Genomic DNA, 16,734 nt, shown 5'->3' on the forward strand with positions numbered 1-16,734 from the left:
ATTAATTGCTACTTCATTCTATACTTATTCTTACGACAATTTTCTTATAAGTCATTTATTGTAATTTAATATATTTTTTTGGATTTATTGTGGATTTATAGCAAATAAATGTGATAAGTTTATATAAATTAGTTTTAATTATTCGACAACTTCATATCCTTGATATTTAGGAGTGTTAGCAATGAAATTATTTAAAAAATGGTCGACCCAAAAAAAATCTTTGGAAGAAAAAGAAGATGATACACCTCAAAAAAAAACAGTTAAATTTGAGGGATCAGCTATTTCTAGAGATGATTACCATAGAGCTATTGGAAAAATGTCAGCATTTTTCGCTCACGAAATACGAAACCCACTTACCTCGGTGATCGGTTTTACTCAAGTACTGGAAAGAGACGAAACTATCAATGCCGATCCTAAATTAAAAAACTACATTTCTATCATCAAAGATGAATCAACAAAAATGGAGTCCCTCATTCAAGAACTACTAAACCTATCAAATAGTCATACCTACTTTGAGAATTTATCTATTATTAATGTAAGAAAGAGTATTGAAAAAGTCATTACTTTATATGATTATCCATCTTCTCTAAAACAGATCGAAATTAGTAAAAACATCCCTAACGACGTTTTCGTTAGTGGCAATGAGAGTGGCTTTGAAAGAATGCTAATAAATATGATTAAAAACGCAATGGAATCGATCGGGGAAAATGGAACAATTCAAATTGACGCTCATAAAGTAAAAGACTTCATTCATATTGATATCATTGATAGTGGTCCAGGAATTGCTGACGAAGATTTGGAAAACATTTTCTATCCATTTTATACAACAAAAGATGAAGGAACTGGAATTGGGTTGCCGATTTGTAAAACGATAATTGAAACAATGCAGGGAACGATCGACATACGTAACCATTCTCAATTAGGTGTCCATATCATTATTAAAATACCTGCAAGTAAACATGCTTTATATAAAAGGTAGGGGATATTAATTATGTTCTTTATTGTGAAATCTATCATGTCATTATTGGAATGGGTTGTCTTGCTTGCCTTCCCTTTGATGCTTCTTGGTTATCAATTTCGTCAATATTTAAATAGAATCTTTTGGATTGCATTAGCGATGAGTGCAATTTCTACATTATTACACTTCACACCTATGCACCTTACAATTATTATTGCAGCACAAATTGCTATATTTGTTTTATTTATTAAGGCATTCTTACGAAGAAAATTGCTTGAAGTCTTTGTCATTGCTACAATGGGCTACGGTTTTTATGTTCTTATTCAGGTATTGCTCATTGAAATCATCATGAACCTTTCATCTTTCAGTTATTTTGATGTGATTTTTTCTACTAATGCTATAACTCCTATTCTTCAAGGTATGACCGTGATCATCGGCGTATCTATTTGTTCCTTGTTGAAATGGAAAAACTATCACCTAAGCGAACTGAGGATGCATATCACTGCATCACAGATTTCATCAAAAATTAAAACAATGATCATTTCCAGTGCCATGCTTACTTTTATTTTTATTTGTATCTCTTCTTTTGTTATGCTAGCTGACGATATGGCCTTCAAACAATTAATGATCATCTTGTCGATTATTGTATTCATGTTAATCTTGTCTTTTTACCATGTTTTATATATTCAATTCCAAATGAGAAGTTTGATAGAAGCAAAGAAATATTACTTAGATCAAGATCAACAATTTTCACAGATGATTGAAAACATAAAAAGAGAATCAGAAAATCACTTTCAAGTTATTAGTAAATTGAGTGAAAATGGATCTACTGAATTTATCAAATCTTATATTGAAAAAGAAAAATTAGATAGAGGAACAGTTAGTATAAAAAGTCCGCAGAATAATATTTATCAATATGGTCAACCACTCGATGAACTAATGTTTGCATTTTTAGTCAATAAACGTAAGTTAGCGAGGCTATTTAATATTCAAATGAGGTTTTCATCTAATATTCAAGAGACTATTCCTGTTACATTCAAACAAATTAAAAGCCTTAATACGGTAATCAATGACTTAATTACTCTCCACTCCCAATCACATGAAGTTACTGAGAAGAGAATCAATTTTGAAGTCATCACAAATAATCAAGGCATAGAATTCCATATTGATTCAGACCTTAACCTTAATAAACACCAAGACATCAATCTAAATTTGTTAAATTCCTTAAATGAAATAGACAATGAAATGACCTTAACTCTGTCGCAATTAGAGCCCTTTAAAGTTATTTACACAAGCAACCAAACGGGGGGATGAGAGTAATGGTGATAGATAAACTAGCTAAGATAACTGCAATACGAATAAAAGAAGCCAATCCTGAGGAAACTGAACCACTTGACGTATTAATATTCGGCTTTACTGTCATTTATAATTTGATTATCACTTGGATACTTATCTTCCTTCTTGGCTGGTTGCTTGGCATCTTTTGGTTAACAATCCAAGTTGCTTTGTCTTTTATGTTTATGAGGATGTTGACTGGCGGTGCACATCTGCAGCAATCTTTTGCTTGTTCTTTAGTTACCGTGGTTCTTATTTGTTCCGTTGTATTCTTACCTTCCTCATCGATGTTTATTTACGCCTATTTTAGTTTAAGTTTGATTCTACTTTCCATATTCGCCCCCTTCTACGAACGACATCAATTAGTACACTCAAAACAGTGGGAACAAAAAAAGAAACGGTTTGCAATGTTATGGGTAATCTTTTCCCTATTCATATATGTTCTAACAGATGAAGTCGGCTTTGTTTTAGGCGTATTATTGCAGGCAGTAATGCTCACACCACCAGGAATTGTATTCACTCATGCATTGAATTCTTTCTCACAAAAAGGAGGTGAATTAGATGAAAAGAACAGCTAAAACAGTTTCTAAAATGACTAAAAGTTTGTCATCCGTATTTGTCAGTGCGTCTAGTCCTTTTGTTCACGCTCCAAAGATTCCTGCATCATTGAAGAAAACAAAATAACGACGAATAAACCAAATTGACAGCAAACTGTAAGACCAATCTATGAAAAAGGTGGACCCTTCTATTTTACTTAGAAGGGTTCATCTTTTATAATCAAATTAATTACATAAGGAGCGATAAAAAAATGACCAATCCTCTACCACCAGGACAATTTAAAACAGAAAAGTGGCCGGTTTTGCATCAAGGAGAAGTCTATGAATTTGATCAACAAACATGGACATTAAAACTATTTGGTGATGTTGATCAAGAAATTACGTTGAGTTACGAAGAGGTCATAGCCTTACCGAAAACAACTTCAACAATTGATATGCATTGCGTAACGACTTGGTCAAAGTTTAATACTATTTTTGAAGGAATTGCCTTTCGAGAGTTGTTGAAAAAAGTCAAACTGAAAGACGGTGTAAAATACGTTAAAATCTTTGGTTATTACGATGGTGACCGTTTTGGATATTCGGCAAATTTACCACTTGAAAAGCTGTTAAGTGATGACGCACTCTTTGTATATAAATGGAAAGATGAGACTCGCGACTGGGAAACTCTTTCCGTTAAGCACGGTTATCCACTGCGCTTCATTCCACCTGCGTCCTTTTACTTATGGAAAGGAACAAAGTGGGTGTCTGGAATTAAATTTATGAAAGAAGATGAGGAAGGGTTCTGGGAGGAATTAGGTTACTCGATGAACGCGGACCCTTACAAAGAAGAAAGATTTAAATAAATATAAATGTTCATTATACGTGTTAGAGAAGATGCTGATCATTATCCTTCAGGAAATGGTTCTGTCGTCTTGCCTGTCACGACATGATAATAAAAAGACAAATAAGCTGCTAATCACATAAAAATTAGCAGCTTATTTTGTACGTATCTTTTGCTACAAGCGTTGCTAAGCTAAGATTACGATATCTTTCCAATACAGCATTTTTTGAATTTCTTTCCACTCCCACACGGACATGGAGAATTTCTCCCTACAGCCTGCAACTTTTTTTGCAATTCATTGTCTTCCCTAGCTTTTAATAACCGTTGCATTGCTGCTCTCATTTCCTTATTTGAGACTTCGTTAGCCTCTTGTTTGGAACCTTCTGACACTCTTGTGCTTGAAAGGTTCTTTTCCCTTGCTTCACTTATGGTCGACATCGTTTTACGTTCTAGATTTTCTTCCACTGCTATTGTTGACTCATTTGCAGGACTTTCGTTCGTACTATATAACTCTGACTGATTACGGGATTCTTCCTTTATGTTTTGCTCTTCGTATGTTGAGCCATCGGATTTACTTGCTTCCTCACCTTGTTTTCCCGGTGTCATTTGTTCTTCAAATATCATATTGGGAGTATCAGGTTCTAGTTCAACCTCTCCAAATCCAGGTGTTTGTCCTGCATGTTTCCACTCAGATAACTTAGGATGGTTCACTCCGTTAACAATGCAGTTACAATATAAGTATTCTTCTAAGGTTAACAGCCATGTTTCGTAGCCTTCATCGATATAGGCTTCAATCAGTGGGATAGCTTCTTGTGAAAAATGTTCGCATAAGCTAGCTGCAATCAACGTTTTTGCGTCTCTTCTTTTCGTTTGTTTAAATTCTTTTAATAGTATTTTTTTAGCATAATCGGTTTTGATATTACTAAGTACGTCAATAACATGAAAACAGACATGTTTATCATCAATCAACGGTTGTAATAAATCAACCACATTATCAGTGCCAATCTTAACAAGACTGTTAACTACTTCTTCTGAAGAAATTTCATCTTTATAATGCAACTTTAATAATGCTAATAGATTTGGAATAGCTGCTTCAATCTGCATATCACCAGCGAGTACGATATCGTACAAATCACTAACTGTCAGCTTAGACCTTTTTTTCATTCTTGATAATCTGTACAAAATCTCATTTTCTCCAGTTAGTCCGCGTTTAGCAATCCATTCAATCATTTGTTTACCTAACAGAAAATGGTTGTAATTAAAAGGTTCACTTGCATTGATGTTACGGATTACGCCCTGTAATTTTTGTAATATAGCATCTTTCGAATCGGAACAAAGATTCGTATAAAACGATAAATTAGGTACCTTTATTCCTTTTTCCTTTAACGTTAATGAAATATCATCTTGAAATTGATCAACAAGACATGGATCAGCATGGTTAAGCAGACTCAAATAATAGTTTGCCTGCTCAGCCGACATAGGTTCAGCTCGTAAATCAGAAAGCAGTCTTCTAACTCCTTCTGCCGACATTGGCAGCTTTTTCAAATAATTCAAGTATGCATTCGTTTTCCATTTCGTGCGATTTATCGTATTAGCTTCTAGACCTAACATGAATGTACTCTCATCACCTATAAAGCTTGTACTAAGTATATTTAACATAAACTTTCTGACAGTTTCATCATCAGAAACGATATGTTTTTCAAGTTTAATTAAAAATGTTTGTCTATCCATGAATATTCCACCTCTTCTAACTTTTTCGAAAGAGTTTAACTCCCCTAAGTGTATGCATCCAGTTATGTGGAAAGCAAGAGTATTTTTTCTAAGACTGTACAAATCATTCGATATATTTGCACAGACACGATTTTATTACCTTATTCCCTCTTTTTGACCTTCCTAAAACGTCGGTGAAATATTACGATGACTATGACTACGAGGACCCCTCACTAAAAAAAGAACTAGAATTGTACTCCTAGTCCTTCCTACTAATTTTCATCATCACTTAAGGCAAACAAAGGTATTTAGTAATTTGCGAGGTCACTCTCGCTATTAACAATGATCATCTGAGCAGTGTCCTTTAATTCTTTCATTAAAGTAAAACCATATGCGATTCTGAGGATATTTGTCGATACCACAGAGCGTTCCATAGTTTTCACCGTTTCCAAACATGATCGGCACTCCGAGAAGCGTCCCACCTCCCAATTCTTTCGTTAACGAATGTTCATTTAAATTCTCAACCAGCATTGACCCACGGTCATTATCTACAATGAACTGTCAGTATGAATCGGAAAATTTGGTTGTAAAGCCTTCTTCAATAACTACGTAATCACGATTAAATGAATGATAAATTTCAACATTTTCCCTATCATTTTTTGCGATAAATACCGTATTTATATTGATAAATTGGCTGAGTCTTCTCAACACATCTATGGTCGCACGTTTCAATTCTTTATAGTGTCCTTTAGATAAATATTGCAATAACTTTCCCTCCAAACAAAAGTAAATAAATCTTACTTTATTATATCATGAATTAAATGAATACCACTCGCACTGTTTATTTCTCTGTGATTTCGTTGTACCTATGCACTAACTGTCGCCCGAACACTAACTTCCTTTGACCGTTTATTTATAATTGACATAAAAAAATCACATTAATCGCGAAATAAGCGGTGACAATGATTGTAAAAATTGATATTATATTATTACATACATTTTTTTACTATTGTTCACTTTAAGTAATCGCTAACAACATCTTATTAATTTAAAAAGTAATGAATGATCGTGCCACTGACTGATTATAACTACACCTTAATTAACCACTAAATGGACATTTCAGAAATACCCTCACCAAAATCTTCTAATATTCTTTGTTATTGAGCGCCCTTCTTATGCACTATAGCCTTCAGAACTTTAAAAGAAAGATATGAATACAACAGCTTGTTCATAATTTCACAATAAAACCTTTAGTACCTGAGAATTACTAACCAGAAAATAATTTAATTGAATATTCTGTATAAATAACAAAAAATCAAGTGGAATATAAAATAGATGTAAGGAAATATACATGAAAAGGCAAGGATTTAATTATAATAGGTAATCAATGGACTAGATCTCCTTCGATTAATGAATTAGTGATTTACATAAGTGGTTTTTAACTTAAATCATACTAGAGGAGTTGATTTAAATGCTTAAACAAGAATTCAACCATCGATTGTTAATTGATGAAACGTTTGATCACACGTCCATTGTCACTCAACTTTTGCAGAACAATATAAAGTCACCGCTTATTTACAATTTGTGTAGAAGTTTCTATCTGTTAGTATATAACTCAAATATTATTAAAAAGCCAGGTTCCAGATATGAATGTTACATTAGTGATGATAGCTTAATACCTGCTGCAAGTGACCTTAATGAAGCGATTAACTATTTATCAAACCAATTTCAAGTGAGTCCAGAAGAAGTTAAAAACGAATTGTTCTATGTCATTAAACGATATTACACAGATACAGCTACTAAAGAAGAATTAAATAACCAGTTTCGGATGACTGAATCCTATAATAACCAATTTCAAATGGAGGTCGGCTCTTTATATGAGCCCAACCAGTTTCCCAACTGGGATCGATTTGAACAACGCGTTCGAGCTTTTGTGTAAATATATTTGAATGAAAATCTAATCTAAGAGTTGTATCGTTTTAGCACCCTTTGTGGTGCTTTTTTTATATAACTAACACCGACATTAAACAACATAATATTAGAAACAAAACCTTACAAGTCTAGTTGGCTCTAAATCTATTTATGTTAAAATAAGAAAAAAAATGATTGCCCTCATGTATATTCGGAATGCTTTACTGTATAGTGGATTTAGTTTTGTTGTAATAAAATTATTACTTTTCTTTTAATACATTTGTTTTTCAACTCCAATGCCAATTCGATTATAAATATCAACGGAGGTTTCTTATGGAAATGTTTAAGCCCACACAAAAAATGAATTGCCAGAATGAATTCGACAAATTAAAGCGTGTTATCTTGTGTAAACCCCAACATATGAGTATTCATGGCCAAATTAATGAAACACAGAAACATTATAATACAAATGAATTTTCTAATAAATTGGCATTGAACCAACACCAAAATCTTGTAGATACTTTAACAAAACACGACATTGAAGTAATCATCCTCAATAATCAGCCAAATTTTCCAGAACAAGTATTCACTCGCGACATTGGTTTTACTATAGGAGAATCATTTTTCATTGCAAATATGGCTCATGAAGCTCGACGTGGAGAAGAAAATATTCTTACAGAATGGTTAAAAGGTGAAGGACTAACTAAATTCAGTTTAATCAACGATATCATTGAAGGTGGGGATGTCATCGTTCACGGATATCAGCTATACGTCGGTCTTAGTCAAAGGGTAAATCAACAAGCTATTGGGCAAATAAAAGAACTTTTACCAAAATATGAGGTAATAGCTATTCCTTTTTCAAATAAATACCTTCATTTAGATTGCGTATTTAATATTATCTCTCCTACCGAGGCTCTTTATTTTCAACCAGCATTTAATCAAAATGAGATTGCTAGATTGGCGAATCAGTTTGATTTAATTCCAATTAACACAGAGGAGCAATTTACATTAGCTACAAATGTCCTGTCTCTTGGTGAAAGAAAAATTCTTAGTCTTCCAATAAACAGGCAAACCAATCAACAACTTCTAAACCGTGGTTACGATGTCATTGAAGTAGATATCTCAGAAATTATTAAATCGGGAGGTTCATTCCGTTGCTGTACTCTTCCTTTATTGCGTGAATGAGATGAAAGGTTGTTATTAGGCTGTCCCAGAATACTTTTGGTGGCAGTCTCTTCCTATTCCAATTTACAAAACTCTGCAAAAATCCCACGATTCATATTCTTTCATAAAATTGGAAATGCTAATTATAAAAGACCCAACTATTCAGGAGGATGTCCATGAAATTACGAAAGATAACAGAAAAATCACTATGTAGAACTGAGTATGATAAATTAACTAAAGTGTTTTTATGTGAACCGCACCATATGACGATCAAAGAGCAAATAAATGAGACACAAAAACACTTTAAGGACGAAGAATTCCATTTAAAAAAGGCTCAGATGCAACACCAAGACCTCATTGACACATTAAAAAAACACGGGATTAAAGTCATTCTTTTGCCTGTAAAAAAACAATTTCCAGAACAAGTATTCACTCGCGACATCGGTTTTACGCTTGGACAAACAATTTTTGTTGCTGAAATGGCTCATGGAGCACGAATTGGTGAAGAAAACGTCTTAAAGGAATGGTTAGAAAAACATGAAATTTCTTATTACAATTTGATTGGCGATAGGGTTGAAGGTGGCGATGTACTCATTAACGGTCATCAGATCTACATTGGTCTCAGTAATCGCACAAATCAACAGTCTATTCATCATCTACAAACGCTTTTGCACGAATATGAAGTCGTCACAATACCCTTCAAAACAAAGTATCTTCACTTAGATTGCGTATTTAATATCATTTCTAAAACGGAAGCACTTTATTATCCTGATGCCTTTGATCGAAAAGAACTAAAGGTATTAGCATCTCATTTTGATTTAATTGAAGTGAATGAAGAAGAACAATTTACACTTGGAACGAATGTCCTTTCTATCGGTGACAAAAAAATACTTAGTCTACCGGTCAACAGAGAAGTCAACCAACAACTTCGTATACGCGGATTCGAGGTTATTGAAGTCGACATTACAGAAATTATAAAATCAGGGGGATCGTTTAGGTGCTGTACTTTACCATTGATCAGAGAATATAACTAAAAAAATGACCCAAATAGCTATTTTGGCTATTTGGGTCATTTTTATGGATCCATTTGTTCTGAAGGTTAATACTTCTTTCAGATAATTATTATTCAGTTACACTATTTCTTTTCTTATAGTAAACTACCCCTCCAATAGTACCACCTACTAATAGGAGCAGCACACCGATGAATAAGAGATTAAAAGTATTTGTCGCAGTTTCTGGCAATGTTTCACCATCTTTTCTTTCTTGGTCAGATTCTGATTCTGACCTTTCATTCTCTCCGTTTGCTGAAACGTCACCACTTTTTGATCCATCATCTGCAGAGTCAGCATCACCTTCACTATCACCCTCATCGGTCCCAGGTGTCTCAAGTTGTGATTCTTTTAACTTTTCGAGCTCCACTTTAAGATCATTTAGCATTTTTTCCAGATCAGAATCACTTTTTAACTCCGAATACTTGGCTTCAAGTTCGGCTAATTTCTTTTCAAGATCTTCCAAATTACTATCATTATTAAGATCTTGGATCATTTCTAATAAATCATTAAGTTGCTCTTGTAACATTTGCGCCTTTTCATCCGCTTCCGCAAATGCATAATCTAATTCTGCACGTAGATCATTTAGTAGCTTTTCAAGTTCAACATTTACATTTGCTAAGTCTTGATATTTGTTTACAAGATCGCTTATTTCTTTTTCAAGTTCAGCGAATAACTTCTTAAGCTCCTCGACTGAATTATCGTTTTCTAACTCTTGGATTCTATCATTAAGGTCTAATATCTGCTCCTGCAAATCTAGAATCTCATCCATAGCTTCATCTAAACGGACATCTTCCAATACAGCGAATTCGCTAAAATGAGGAGTTTCCCCTATAATGACACCATCTTTAAAAGATCCTCCAATATAGTCCCAGCTATCTGTATCCTCATTGAAATAGTGAATCGCAAGTTTGTTCACATCTATTTCTTCAGGTACATTTTTCACTGGTATTTCAAGCTTAACTGGATTCTCTCCAAAGTCCTTGCTGTCGATTCCATCTCCCCTTAATGTGAGATTATAACTATTGCTATATGCTTTCTTATCGCCCTCGATCCCCCTTGGATCAGAGCATGTTGCAGTGAATGTTACTTCTCCTGTTGCATTTTTAAAGATACTAGATGGAAAGTGTACTTTCATTTCTTTCCCTACATCTTTATCAACAATGGCAAAACTAATTGAAGCATTGGTTTCGATAAGAGTTTTGCCATTAAATCGAATAACATTATTCAATCCAGGTAACTTTTCAGAAACCTCTTCTCCCTCTTCAATATCTTCCAAATCTAGCTCTTTTTCAAACCTCACGTCTTTTTTCACAACAACAGCCGTAAGAGCATCAATCGTGATTTGCTCTTCTGTAAGCTCAAATCCACTTGGATCTGTGACTTCAACGATTCCTGATTCATTGCTATCAACAAGTACTGTACCTTTGGTCAAATCAATACCATTCATTGTCAACGTGCGTTCTTGATTATCTGTGTTCACAAAAACGTAGTATTCTTCTAAGTCATCAGAAGAAACCGTTTTGTACCCAATAATTAAGTCTTCATCGGCAATTTCAGGCGCATCAATCAAAGTTACCTTGTCTGCAATTTCTTCCATCGTTCCTAACCGGAAAGCGTCAGAAGATCGGCGTAATTCAATCAATCCTGTCGTGTATTCACGTGTCTGGTTATTTATTGGATAAGCTTCTGCTTCTGTTGCCTTATCCCACTCGATCATATTGATCGCATCCGTCGAATCATAGGAATCGTGAATGAAATATGGATATTCAAATGGTTCTCCATTCTCATCTTCCATATACGTTGACTTGTATGGTGCTTCATCCGTTTCAGCACGGAACTGCTTCGTACGTCCAAATTCTTGCCCCGCATGGATGAACGCCGTTCCTTGCGATGTTAACACCATCAAGTTACCTAACCGAATTCTTTGGTGAATTTCTTCTTGGTGATGCTCAGGATCTTTCTTAATCGATTGAGCTATCACATCATGCAACGTCAAGTTGTCATGTGCTGCAATATAAGGCACGACATCTCCTGGATTCGTTGCTGTGAAATTGTGTGGATTAGCCGTCACATTGTCAAAAATTTGCTGAATATTACGAGCACCACCTGTAAGGAATCGTGGCTGCCCTTCACTTCCGAAACCAGACTTCAGTTCATTTCTAAATTCATCAGAGAAAGAACCTACAGATTCTGTGTGCTGCATCCATTGCTGGTCAGCAGGCATCACATCTCCACCATTCTCGTCGCCAGCGAATGTTTCCCATCCTTCCCCAATCATCACGATATCCGGGTTAGCTGCTTTTGCTTTGTCGTAGGCGATTTGGATGCTTTTGGCATCATGGTCACCCATCATATCAAATCGGAAACCGTCGACTTTGTATTCTTCGACCCAATGCATGATAGAATCTACGAGAATTCTTCGTGACATTTCATGAGTGGTACCAAGACGGCCACCGCCAAAGCTTGTCCGAGACGTTCCGTCAGCGTTCATGAAATGATAGTATTCTGGTTCAAGATCTTCAAAGATTTCTACGCGAGCCGTGTGGTTGTAAACGACATCTAGTATAACACCCATGCCACGGTCATGAATTTCATCAATAAGCATCTTAAACTCTTCTATCCTCTTCTCTGCATCATCGGGATCTTCCGAATACATGCCTGTTAATGAGAAGTAACTGTGTGGATCATAACCCCAATTATAGTTGTTTTGTGTGGAGTCATACTCTAGCAATCGTTCATCATTGTTGAATTCATCTGCAAAGAAATAACTCATTACTGGAAGCATTTGCACGTGTGTTACGCCCAAGTCTTCGATGTAATCAAGTTTTTCTATGAATGATGCAAACGTTCCAAACTGTGCCTCCAACTCTTCATCGATGTCTGGATCAGATGTGAAATCACGTACATGTATTTCGTAAATGATCGCATCTTCTCGTTTTTCAAAACCATCAATGTCAGCAAAATCGAGTTCTGGACCAATCGCACTGAGATCAACAATCGCCGCTTTACCTATCGGAACGTTATCAGTATCATCGCTATTCCATGTTGCCATCGATTTCGCATATGGATCGAGTGCAAGGACCGATTCACCGCCACGTTCAATTTCAAAATGATAGTAATATCCGTTTAGATCTGTGACACTTGTGTTATCTTCATCGAGCGTTACTTGCCAAACACCGCGATCCCCTCGCGTCATTTCAACCCCCTCTGCGATTACTTCGTACTGATCGTCTGCGTCATACAAAACGATCGACACGTTGTCAGCACTTGGAGACCACACTTTCAATGTTGCCGAACCATCTTCGTGCAAATCAACGCCTAAATCACCTTCATATGCATACTTTTCATCTTTGTAACGCCAGCCAATAGAAACAACTACGGTCTTATCCATGTATGTCACTTCATATGGCACTTCATCTAAATCAAAACTACCATTAATATTGACTGTTTTTCCATCATCATTTTTGGATACACTGTCAAAATCAACGTCAATTCCATCCTTATCAACAATCTCTAGCCCTTCTTCTAAATCTTCATTAGAAAAATCCTCTGTAGATGTGAAACGTAATTCGATTAATTCTTCCGAGAGCATCTCTCCACTTTCAAGACCTTCTTCGAAAACATAGTAAGGATTCGTATAAACTGTTTCATCTCCTTCACGAATGAAGATATGATTATATTCTCTTAAACCTGAAAAAGTCATATCTTCCGTTTGATCACCAGAGTCTGGATTCAATAACAAAAAGCCAATTTCATCGGCATCTTCTGCAAGATCCAAGTCAATGTATGCCCCATGTTTTCCAGTTTGATCGTTCGAAAATGGATGCGCTCCTGTTGGCCAATCTGTTGTTGCCTCTAGTACATCTCCCCACGTCCAAACTCTCCATGGCTCATATGCCTTGTCGTCTCTTTCGTAATGTAGTCTTACTGTATTTTCCGGTAATTCCACTGGTTCAATCAACGAAACGTCGCCGCTTTCAGAAAGCCAAATTTCGTTCATTTTTGCTGAGAAAAGTCGAAGGTTGATATCACCCGTAAGATTTTCACCCGCTGGCCTATTATTCACGAGCAAACTCACTCTTTCAGCATTTTCAATCAAATCTATATCAACATAGGCGCCGTAACTTGTTGTCCCTCCTTCTGAGAATAATGTAGATCCATCTGGCCACGCCCCATTATCTTCAGATGCAGTGACAACATCTTCCCAAAACCATAGACCAAGTCCTGAAAAGTCGTTTTGCTCATTTTCATAATGAACACGTAACGTATTGTCAGGAATACCTGGCGGAGTTGGTGCTTCATTTACATCGTCACCATCACCAGCATTAGCCGTTAGAATCTCGCCTCCAACTGCTGTTAAAAGAACCGTTCCACCATCAGCCATTGCTGGTATCGGAATCGTCACTTCATTATCGCTGTTCGTAGCAAACGCCTCACCATTATAGTGGTTCATAACCTCGACATCTTCAGAATCCACGTTAAGAGTAACGTACTGTTCCTCTTCGGAAACGTTTAAACCAACATAAACACTATCTCCGTTGTATGCCCGATCAAATAAAAGAAATTCCTCATCATCTGATCCTGCTATTTGGTTTCGTTCCCCGCGAGCAAAAACTTCAGAGTTATCACCTCTAAATGAAAGAATAGCTTGATAATGCTCAAGAATATCATTGCCCTCTACATTATCCCAATCTAAATCATACCGATTGTCGTATTGCGGCCAATTGTCAGCTCCAGATTGACCAAGTTCTTCCCCGTAATAGATAACAGGCTGCCCTTTAGCAGTTATTTGCAGAGCTGCAGCCACTTTTAGCATTCCTTCATTTCCATCGACTTGATGAGAAAGGAATCCACTTTCGTCATGACTTCCAAGGAATTGACCAAGTGTTGCTTTATTATCAATCCCTGCATTTCTCTCTTTGAGATCTTCGTTAACACTTTCAAGATTACCTTGTGCAAATCTTCTCGCGCTATTTTTGAAATCAAAATCAAGCAGTGAATCCATCATACCGCTATCGAGGTAGCCATGATCGTTGTTTGGACCAGCACCCCAAGATTCACCAATCATTTTGAATTCAGACATCTCCATCGTTAACTCATTCTTAAATTGCTGCCAAGTCGTATCATCGACATGTTTTACAGTATCGACACGGAAGAAATCAATAGAGTTACCGTTAGCTGTTGTCGATCGTTCAATCCAGCTCGTTTGCCAATCGATAATTGCTTCACGAACATCTGCTTCTTCTGTTAAAAAATCTGGTAAACCGGCTAATTCCATCGTTAAATCATTCGACCCTGACTCTTCTCGAATCATTCCTGCAAAACGTTCACGGTCTCCATCTGTCGGGTATCCATCAGGTCGTTCATTTTCTGGGAGCGCATCTTCTTCCTTCACTCCATAACCTGGATGATTCAATACAACGTCTACCATGATTTTCATATCACGGTCTGCAGCTGCATCAATTAAATTATGGAAATCCTCCATCGAACCGAGGTGAGGATTCAATTCTTCAAAATTACTTGCCCAGTAACCGTGATAGCCAAAGTATGCCCCACTTTCACTAGCAAACTCTACATCATGTCCAACATTCTCTACAATCGGGTTAATCCAGATTGTATTAATTCCTAAGTCATCTAAGTAATCTAACTTTTTCGTAATACCGACGAAATCGCCGCCTTGATATGTGCCACGATCATTATCAAAATCGTCATAACCAATCCCATATGGATCGTTGTTACTTGAATCTCCATCATAGAATCGGTCGGTCAACATAAAATAAATCATCGCTTCATCCCAGTCAAAATCACCATTTTTTGCTGGACGTGGTTCAACCACAACTGTTCCATTGCCTGTATATGTTCCGTTTTCTTCATCAATTACAGTTATTGGAATGTTTTTCTCCCCAGGCTCTATATCGTGGCGAACAGAAATCGATAGGCGATTTGTATCCGTCAGGATTTTTGTTTCGTTCCTTCCACCCAGTTCACTCAAGTCAGCATAAATCTCCTCAATGCCAACATTATCATCATTTTCAATGACCACTGACAATATAGCGCTTTCATTATAATTGAGTGATGACGACACTTCGCCACTAACTGAAATATCATTTTCGCCATCCTTATATTCTACTTCCTCTTCTTCTTCCGAGAAATAGTATGGATTTGTATAGACATCTAAATCTCCCTCTCGGATAAAAATCTGGTTGTGGTTTTCAACATCATTGAATGACATATCTTCCGTCTGTTCGTCTCCGTTTTCTCGATTAACGAGAAGGAAGCCAATTCCACTAGCATTTTCATTTAGTTCAAGGTCGATATATGCCCCATATTTCCCTATCTGTTCATTGGAAAACGATTGCGCATCTTCCGGCCAATTTTCAAATGAAGCTGAAACTTCGCCCCAAGCCCAAACACCCCAAGGTTCATAACTTTCTTCTTCACTGTAATAATGAATACGAATGTGGTCATCTGGAAGATCCACTGGTTCATAAACAAAAATATCCCCTTGTTCAGAAATCCAAACTTCGTTCATAGCCTCAGTGATCAGTTCAATCTCTAATCCCTCTAGTAAATTATCATTCTCATATAATACGTTCAGGCCGATTAATTCGGCGCTCTCATTAAGTTCAATATCCAAATATGGACCATAATCTGTAGATTGATTTTCTATAAATGACTTACCATCTGGCCAGTCACCTTCCTCTTCAGATAGTGTTGCCACATCTCCCCATAGCCATAGAGCTAGGTCGGCTACGTTTCTATCTCGGTTTTCAAAGTGAACACGGAGGTGGTTGTCCTGAATTTCATCCATATTATTTTCTATAGCATTAACATCAATTTCTTCTTCTGCTTGAACAGGTTGTGCAATTATAAATGTTGGCAGTAAGCTCATCAGCATAACAAACACCATAAAAATAGCCGAATAACGTTTCATTTTTCGTTTCATCAAAGATCGTCCAGCTCCTTTTTAAAAATTTTAATTGTAAATTGATAATTGATTTTCTGAAATAATAATGGATTATCTAATCTTCATTCCTCCTTTTTTGAAATTGTAATTTACGAAAGCGTTTGCGCTAAAAGTTAAAAAAATACACTTTTACAAAATTAGCTAATAAACTTTGTGCAAGCGTTTTCCTACACAACCTATGCTAGCGTTATTTTTACACAATTTCATCTGACTTTAGTCCTATAAATCGTTATTTTTCATCTTACTTCTAAATTATTCAC

At 36.1% G+C, this 16,734-nt stretch carries 12 protein-coding genes; 8 read left to right on the top strand and 4 right to left on the bottom strand.

What is annotated here, in order from left to right; all coding sequences use genetic code 11:
- The first annotated feature begins 181 nt into the window (after positions 1-181).
- The 5 genes from ACM26V_RS14420 to ACM26V_RS14440 all read left to right on the top strand — a co-directional run bounded on the left by ACM26V_RS14420 (position 182) and on the right by ACM26V_RS14440 (position 3,692).
- The gene (locus ACM26V_RS14420) at positions 182-979 is read left to right on the top strand and encodes a two-component system sensor histidine kinase NtrB (protein ID WP_416147416.1); all 798 of its coding nucleotides are present in this window, start codon (positions 182-184) and stop codon (positions 977-979) included.
- 36 nt (positions 980-1,015) lie between these two features.
- The gene (locus ACM26V_RS14425) at positions 1,016-2,272 is read left to right on the top strand and encodes a hypothetical protein (protein WP_416147417.1); all 1,257 of its coding nucleotides are present in this window, start codon (positions 1,016-1,018) and stop codon (positions 2,270-2,272) included.
- A gap of 5 nt (positions 2,273-2,277) precedes the next feature.
- Complete coding sequence (locus tag ACM26V_RS14430; RefSeq protein ID WP_416147418.1) at positions 2,278-2,871, top strand: accessory gene regulator ArgB-like protein; 594 nt, start codon at positions 2,278-2,280, stop codon at positions 2,869-2,871.
- The gene (locus ACM26V_RS14435; RefSeq protein WP_416147419.1) at positions 2,855-2,977 is read left to right on the top strand and encodes an AgrD family cyclic lactone autoinducer peptide; all 123 of its coding nucleotides are present in this window, start codon (positions 2,855-2,857) and stop codon (positions 2,975-2,977) included. The genes ACM26V_RS14430 and ACM26V_RS14435 overlap by 17 nt, the downstream gene beginning before the upstream one ends.
- A 124-nt stretch (positions 2,978-3,101) precedes the next feature.
- Entirely contained in the window at positions 3,102-3,692 is a 591-nt protein-coding gene (locus ACM26V_RS14440) for a molybdopterin-dependent oxidoreductase (protein ID WP_416147420.1), read from the top strand.
- 176 nt (positions 3,693-3,868) lie between these two features.
- Here the strand turns inward: ACM26V_RS14440 and ACM26V_RS14445 are convergent, their stop codons facing one another.
- The 3 genes from ACM26V_RS14445 to ACM26V_RS14455 form a co-directional block, all read right to left on the bottom strand.
- The gene (locus tag ACM26V_RS14445; RefSeq protein WP_416147421.1) at positions 3,869-5,401 is read right to left on the bottom strand and encodes an SEC-C metal-binding domain-containing protein; all 1,533 of its coding nucleotides are present in this window, start codon (positions 5,399-5,401) and stop codon (positions 3,869-3,871) included.
- A 315-nt stretch (positions 5,402-5,716) separates the two neighbouring features.
- Complete coding sequence (locus ACM26V_RS14450) at positions 5,717-5,911, bottom strand: hypothetical protein (RefSeq protein ID WP_416147422.1); 195 nt, start codon at positions 5,909-5,911, stop codon at positions 5,717-5,719.
- Positions 5,912-5,941: 30 nt separating this feature from the next.
- Positions 5,942-6,145, bottom strand: a complete 204-nt coding sequence (locus tag ACM26V_RS14455) for a hypothetical protein (RefSeq protein WP_416147423.1) — start codon at positions 6,143-6,145, stop codon at positions 5,942-5,944.
- A gap of 706 nt (positions 6,146-6,851) precedes the next feature.
- On the opposite strand from ACM26V_RS14455, the gene ACM26V_RS14460 reads away from it, so the two are divergent.
- From ACM26V_RS14460 to ACM26V_RS14470, 3 genes are all read left to right on the top strand, one after another.
- Positions 6,852-7,319: a hypothetical protein gene (locus ACM26V_RS14460; RefSeq protein ID WP_416147424.1), complete on the top strand. Its 468-nt coding sequence runs from the start codon at positions 6,852-6,854 to the stop codon at positions 7,317-7,319.
- Positions 7,320-7,711: 392 nt separating this feature from the next.
- Positions 7,712-8,476 carry a dimethylarginine dimethylaminohydrolase family protein gene (locus ACM26V_RS14465; RefSeq protein WP_416147425.1) on the top strand — a complete coding sequence of 255 codons (765 nt, stop codon included), beginning with the start codon at positions 7,712-7,714 and terminating at the stop codon, positions 8,474-8,476.
- A 149-nt stretch (positions 8,477-8,625) separates the two neighbouring features.
- Positions 8,626-9,489 (top strand): dimethylarginine dimethylaminohydrolase family protein, encoded by an 864-nt coding sequence (locus ACM26V_RS14470; protein WP_416147426.1) that lies wholly within the window; start codon positions 8,626-8,628, stop codon positions 9,487-9,489.
- Between the two features lie 88 nt (positions 9,490-9,577).
- Here ACM26V_RS14470 and ACM26V_RS14475 read toward each other — a convergent pair whose 3' ends face one another.
- On the bottom strand, positions 9,578-16,453 hold the full coding sequence (locus ACM26V_RS14475) for a pullulanase (protein WP_416151885.1): 6,876 nt from the start codon (positions 16,451-16,453) through the stop codon (positions 9,578-9,580).
- Positions 16,454-16,734 lie beyond the last annotated feature (281 nt).

It is taken from the genome of Salipaludibacillus sp. HK11 (assembly GCF_047795645.1).
Classification (GTDB): Bacteria; Bacillota; Bacilli; order Bacillales; family Salisediminibacteriaceae; genus Salipaludibacillus.

What these genes read in the sequence shown, in the direction of transcription:
- ACM26V_RS14420 (WP_416147416.1), top strand. Translation starts at nt 182, where the DNA reads ATGAAATTATTTAAAAAATGGTCGACCCAAAAAAAATCTTTGGAAGAA.
- ACM26V_RS14425 (WP_416147417.1), top strand. Translation starts at nt 1,016, where the DNA reads ATGTCATTATTGGAATGGGTTGTCTTGCTTGCCTTCCCTTTGATGCTT.
- ACM26V_RS14430 (WP_416147418.1), top strand. Translation starts at nt 2,278, where the DNA reads ATGGTGATAGATAAACTAGCTAAGATAACTGCAATACGAATAAAAGAA.
- ACM26V_RS14435 (WP_416147419.1), top strand. Translation starts at nt 2,855, where the DNA reads ATGAAAAGAACAGCTAAAACAGTTTCTAAAATGACTAAAAGTTTGTCA.
- ACM26V_RS14440 (WP_416147420.1), top strand. Translation starts at nt 3,102, where the DNA reads ATGACCAATCCTCTACCACCAGGACAATTTAAAACAGAAAAGTGGCCG.
- ACM26V_RS14445 (WP_416147421.1), bottom strand. Translation starts at nt 5,401, where the DNA reads ATGGATAGACAAACATTTTTAATTAAACTTGAAAAACATATCGTTTCT.
- ACM26V_RS14450 (WP_416147422.1), bottom strand. Translation starts at nt 5,911, where the DNA reads ATGCTGGTTGAGAATTTAAATGAACATTCGTTAACGAAAGAATTGGGA.
- ACM26V_RS14460 (WP_416147424.1), top strand. Translation starts at nt 6,852, where the DNA reads ATGCTTAAACAAGAATTCAACCATCGATTGTTAATTGATGAAACGTTT.
- ACM26V_RS14465 (WP_416147425.1), top strand. Translation starts at nt 7,712, where the DNA reads ATGAGTATTCATGGCCAAATTAATGAAACACAGAAACATTATAATACA.
- ACM26V_RS14470 (WP_416147426.1), top strand. Translation starts at nt 8,626, where the DNA reads ATGTCCATGAAATTACGAAAGATAACAGAAAAATCACTATGTAGAACT.
- ACM26V_RS14475 (WP_416151885.1), bottom strand. Translation starts at nt 16,453, where the DNA reads ATGAAACGAAAAATGAAACGTTATTCGGCTATTTTTATGGTGTTTGTT.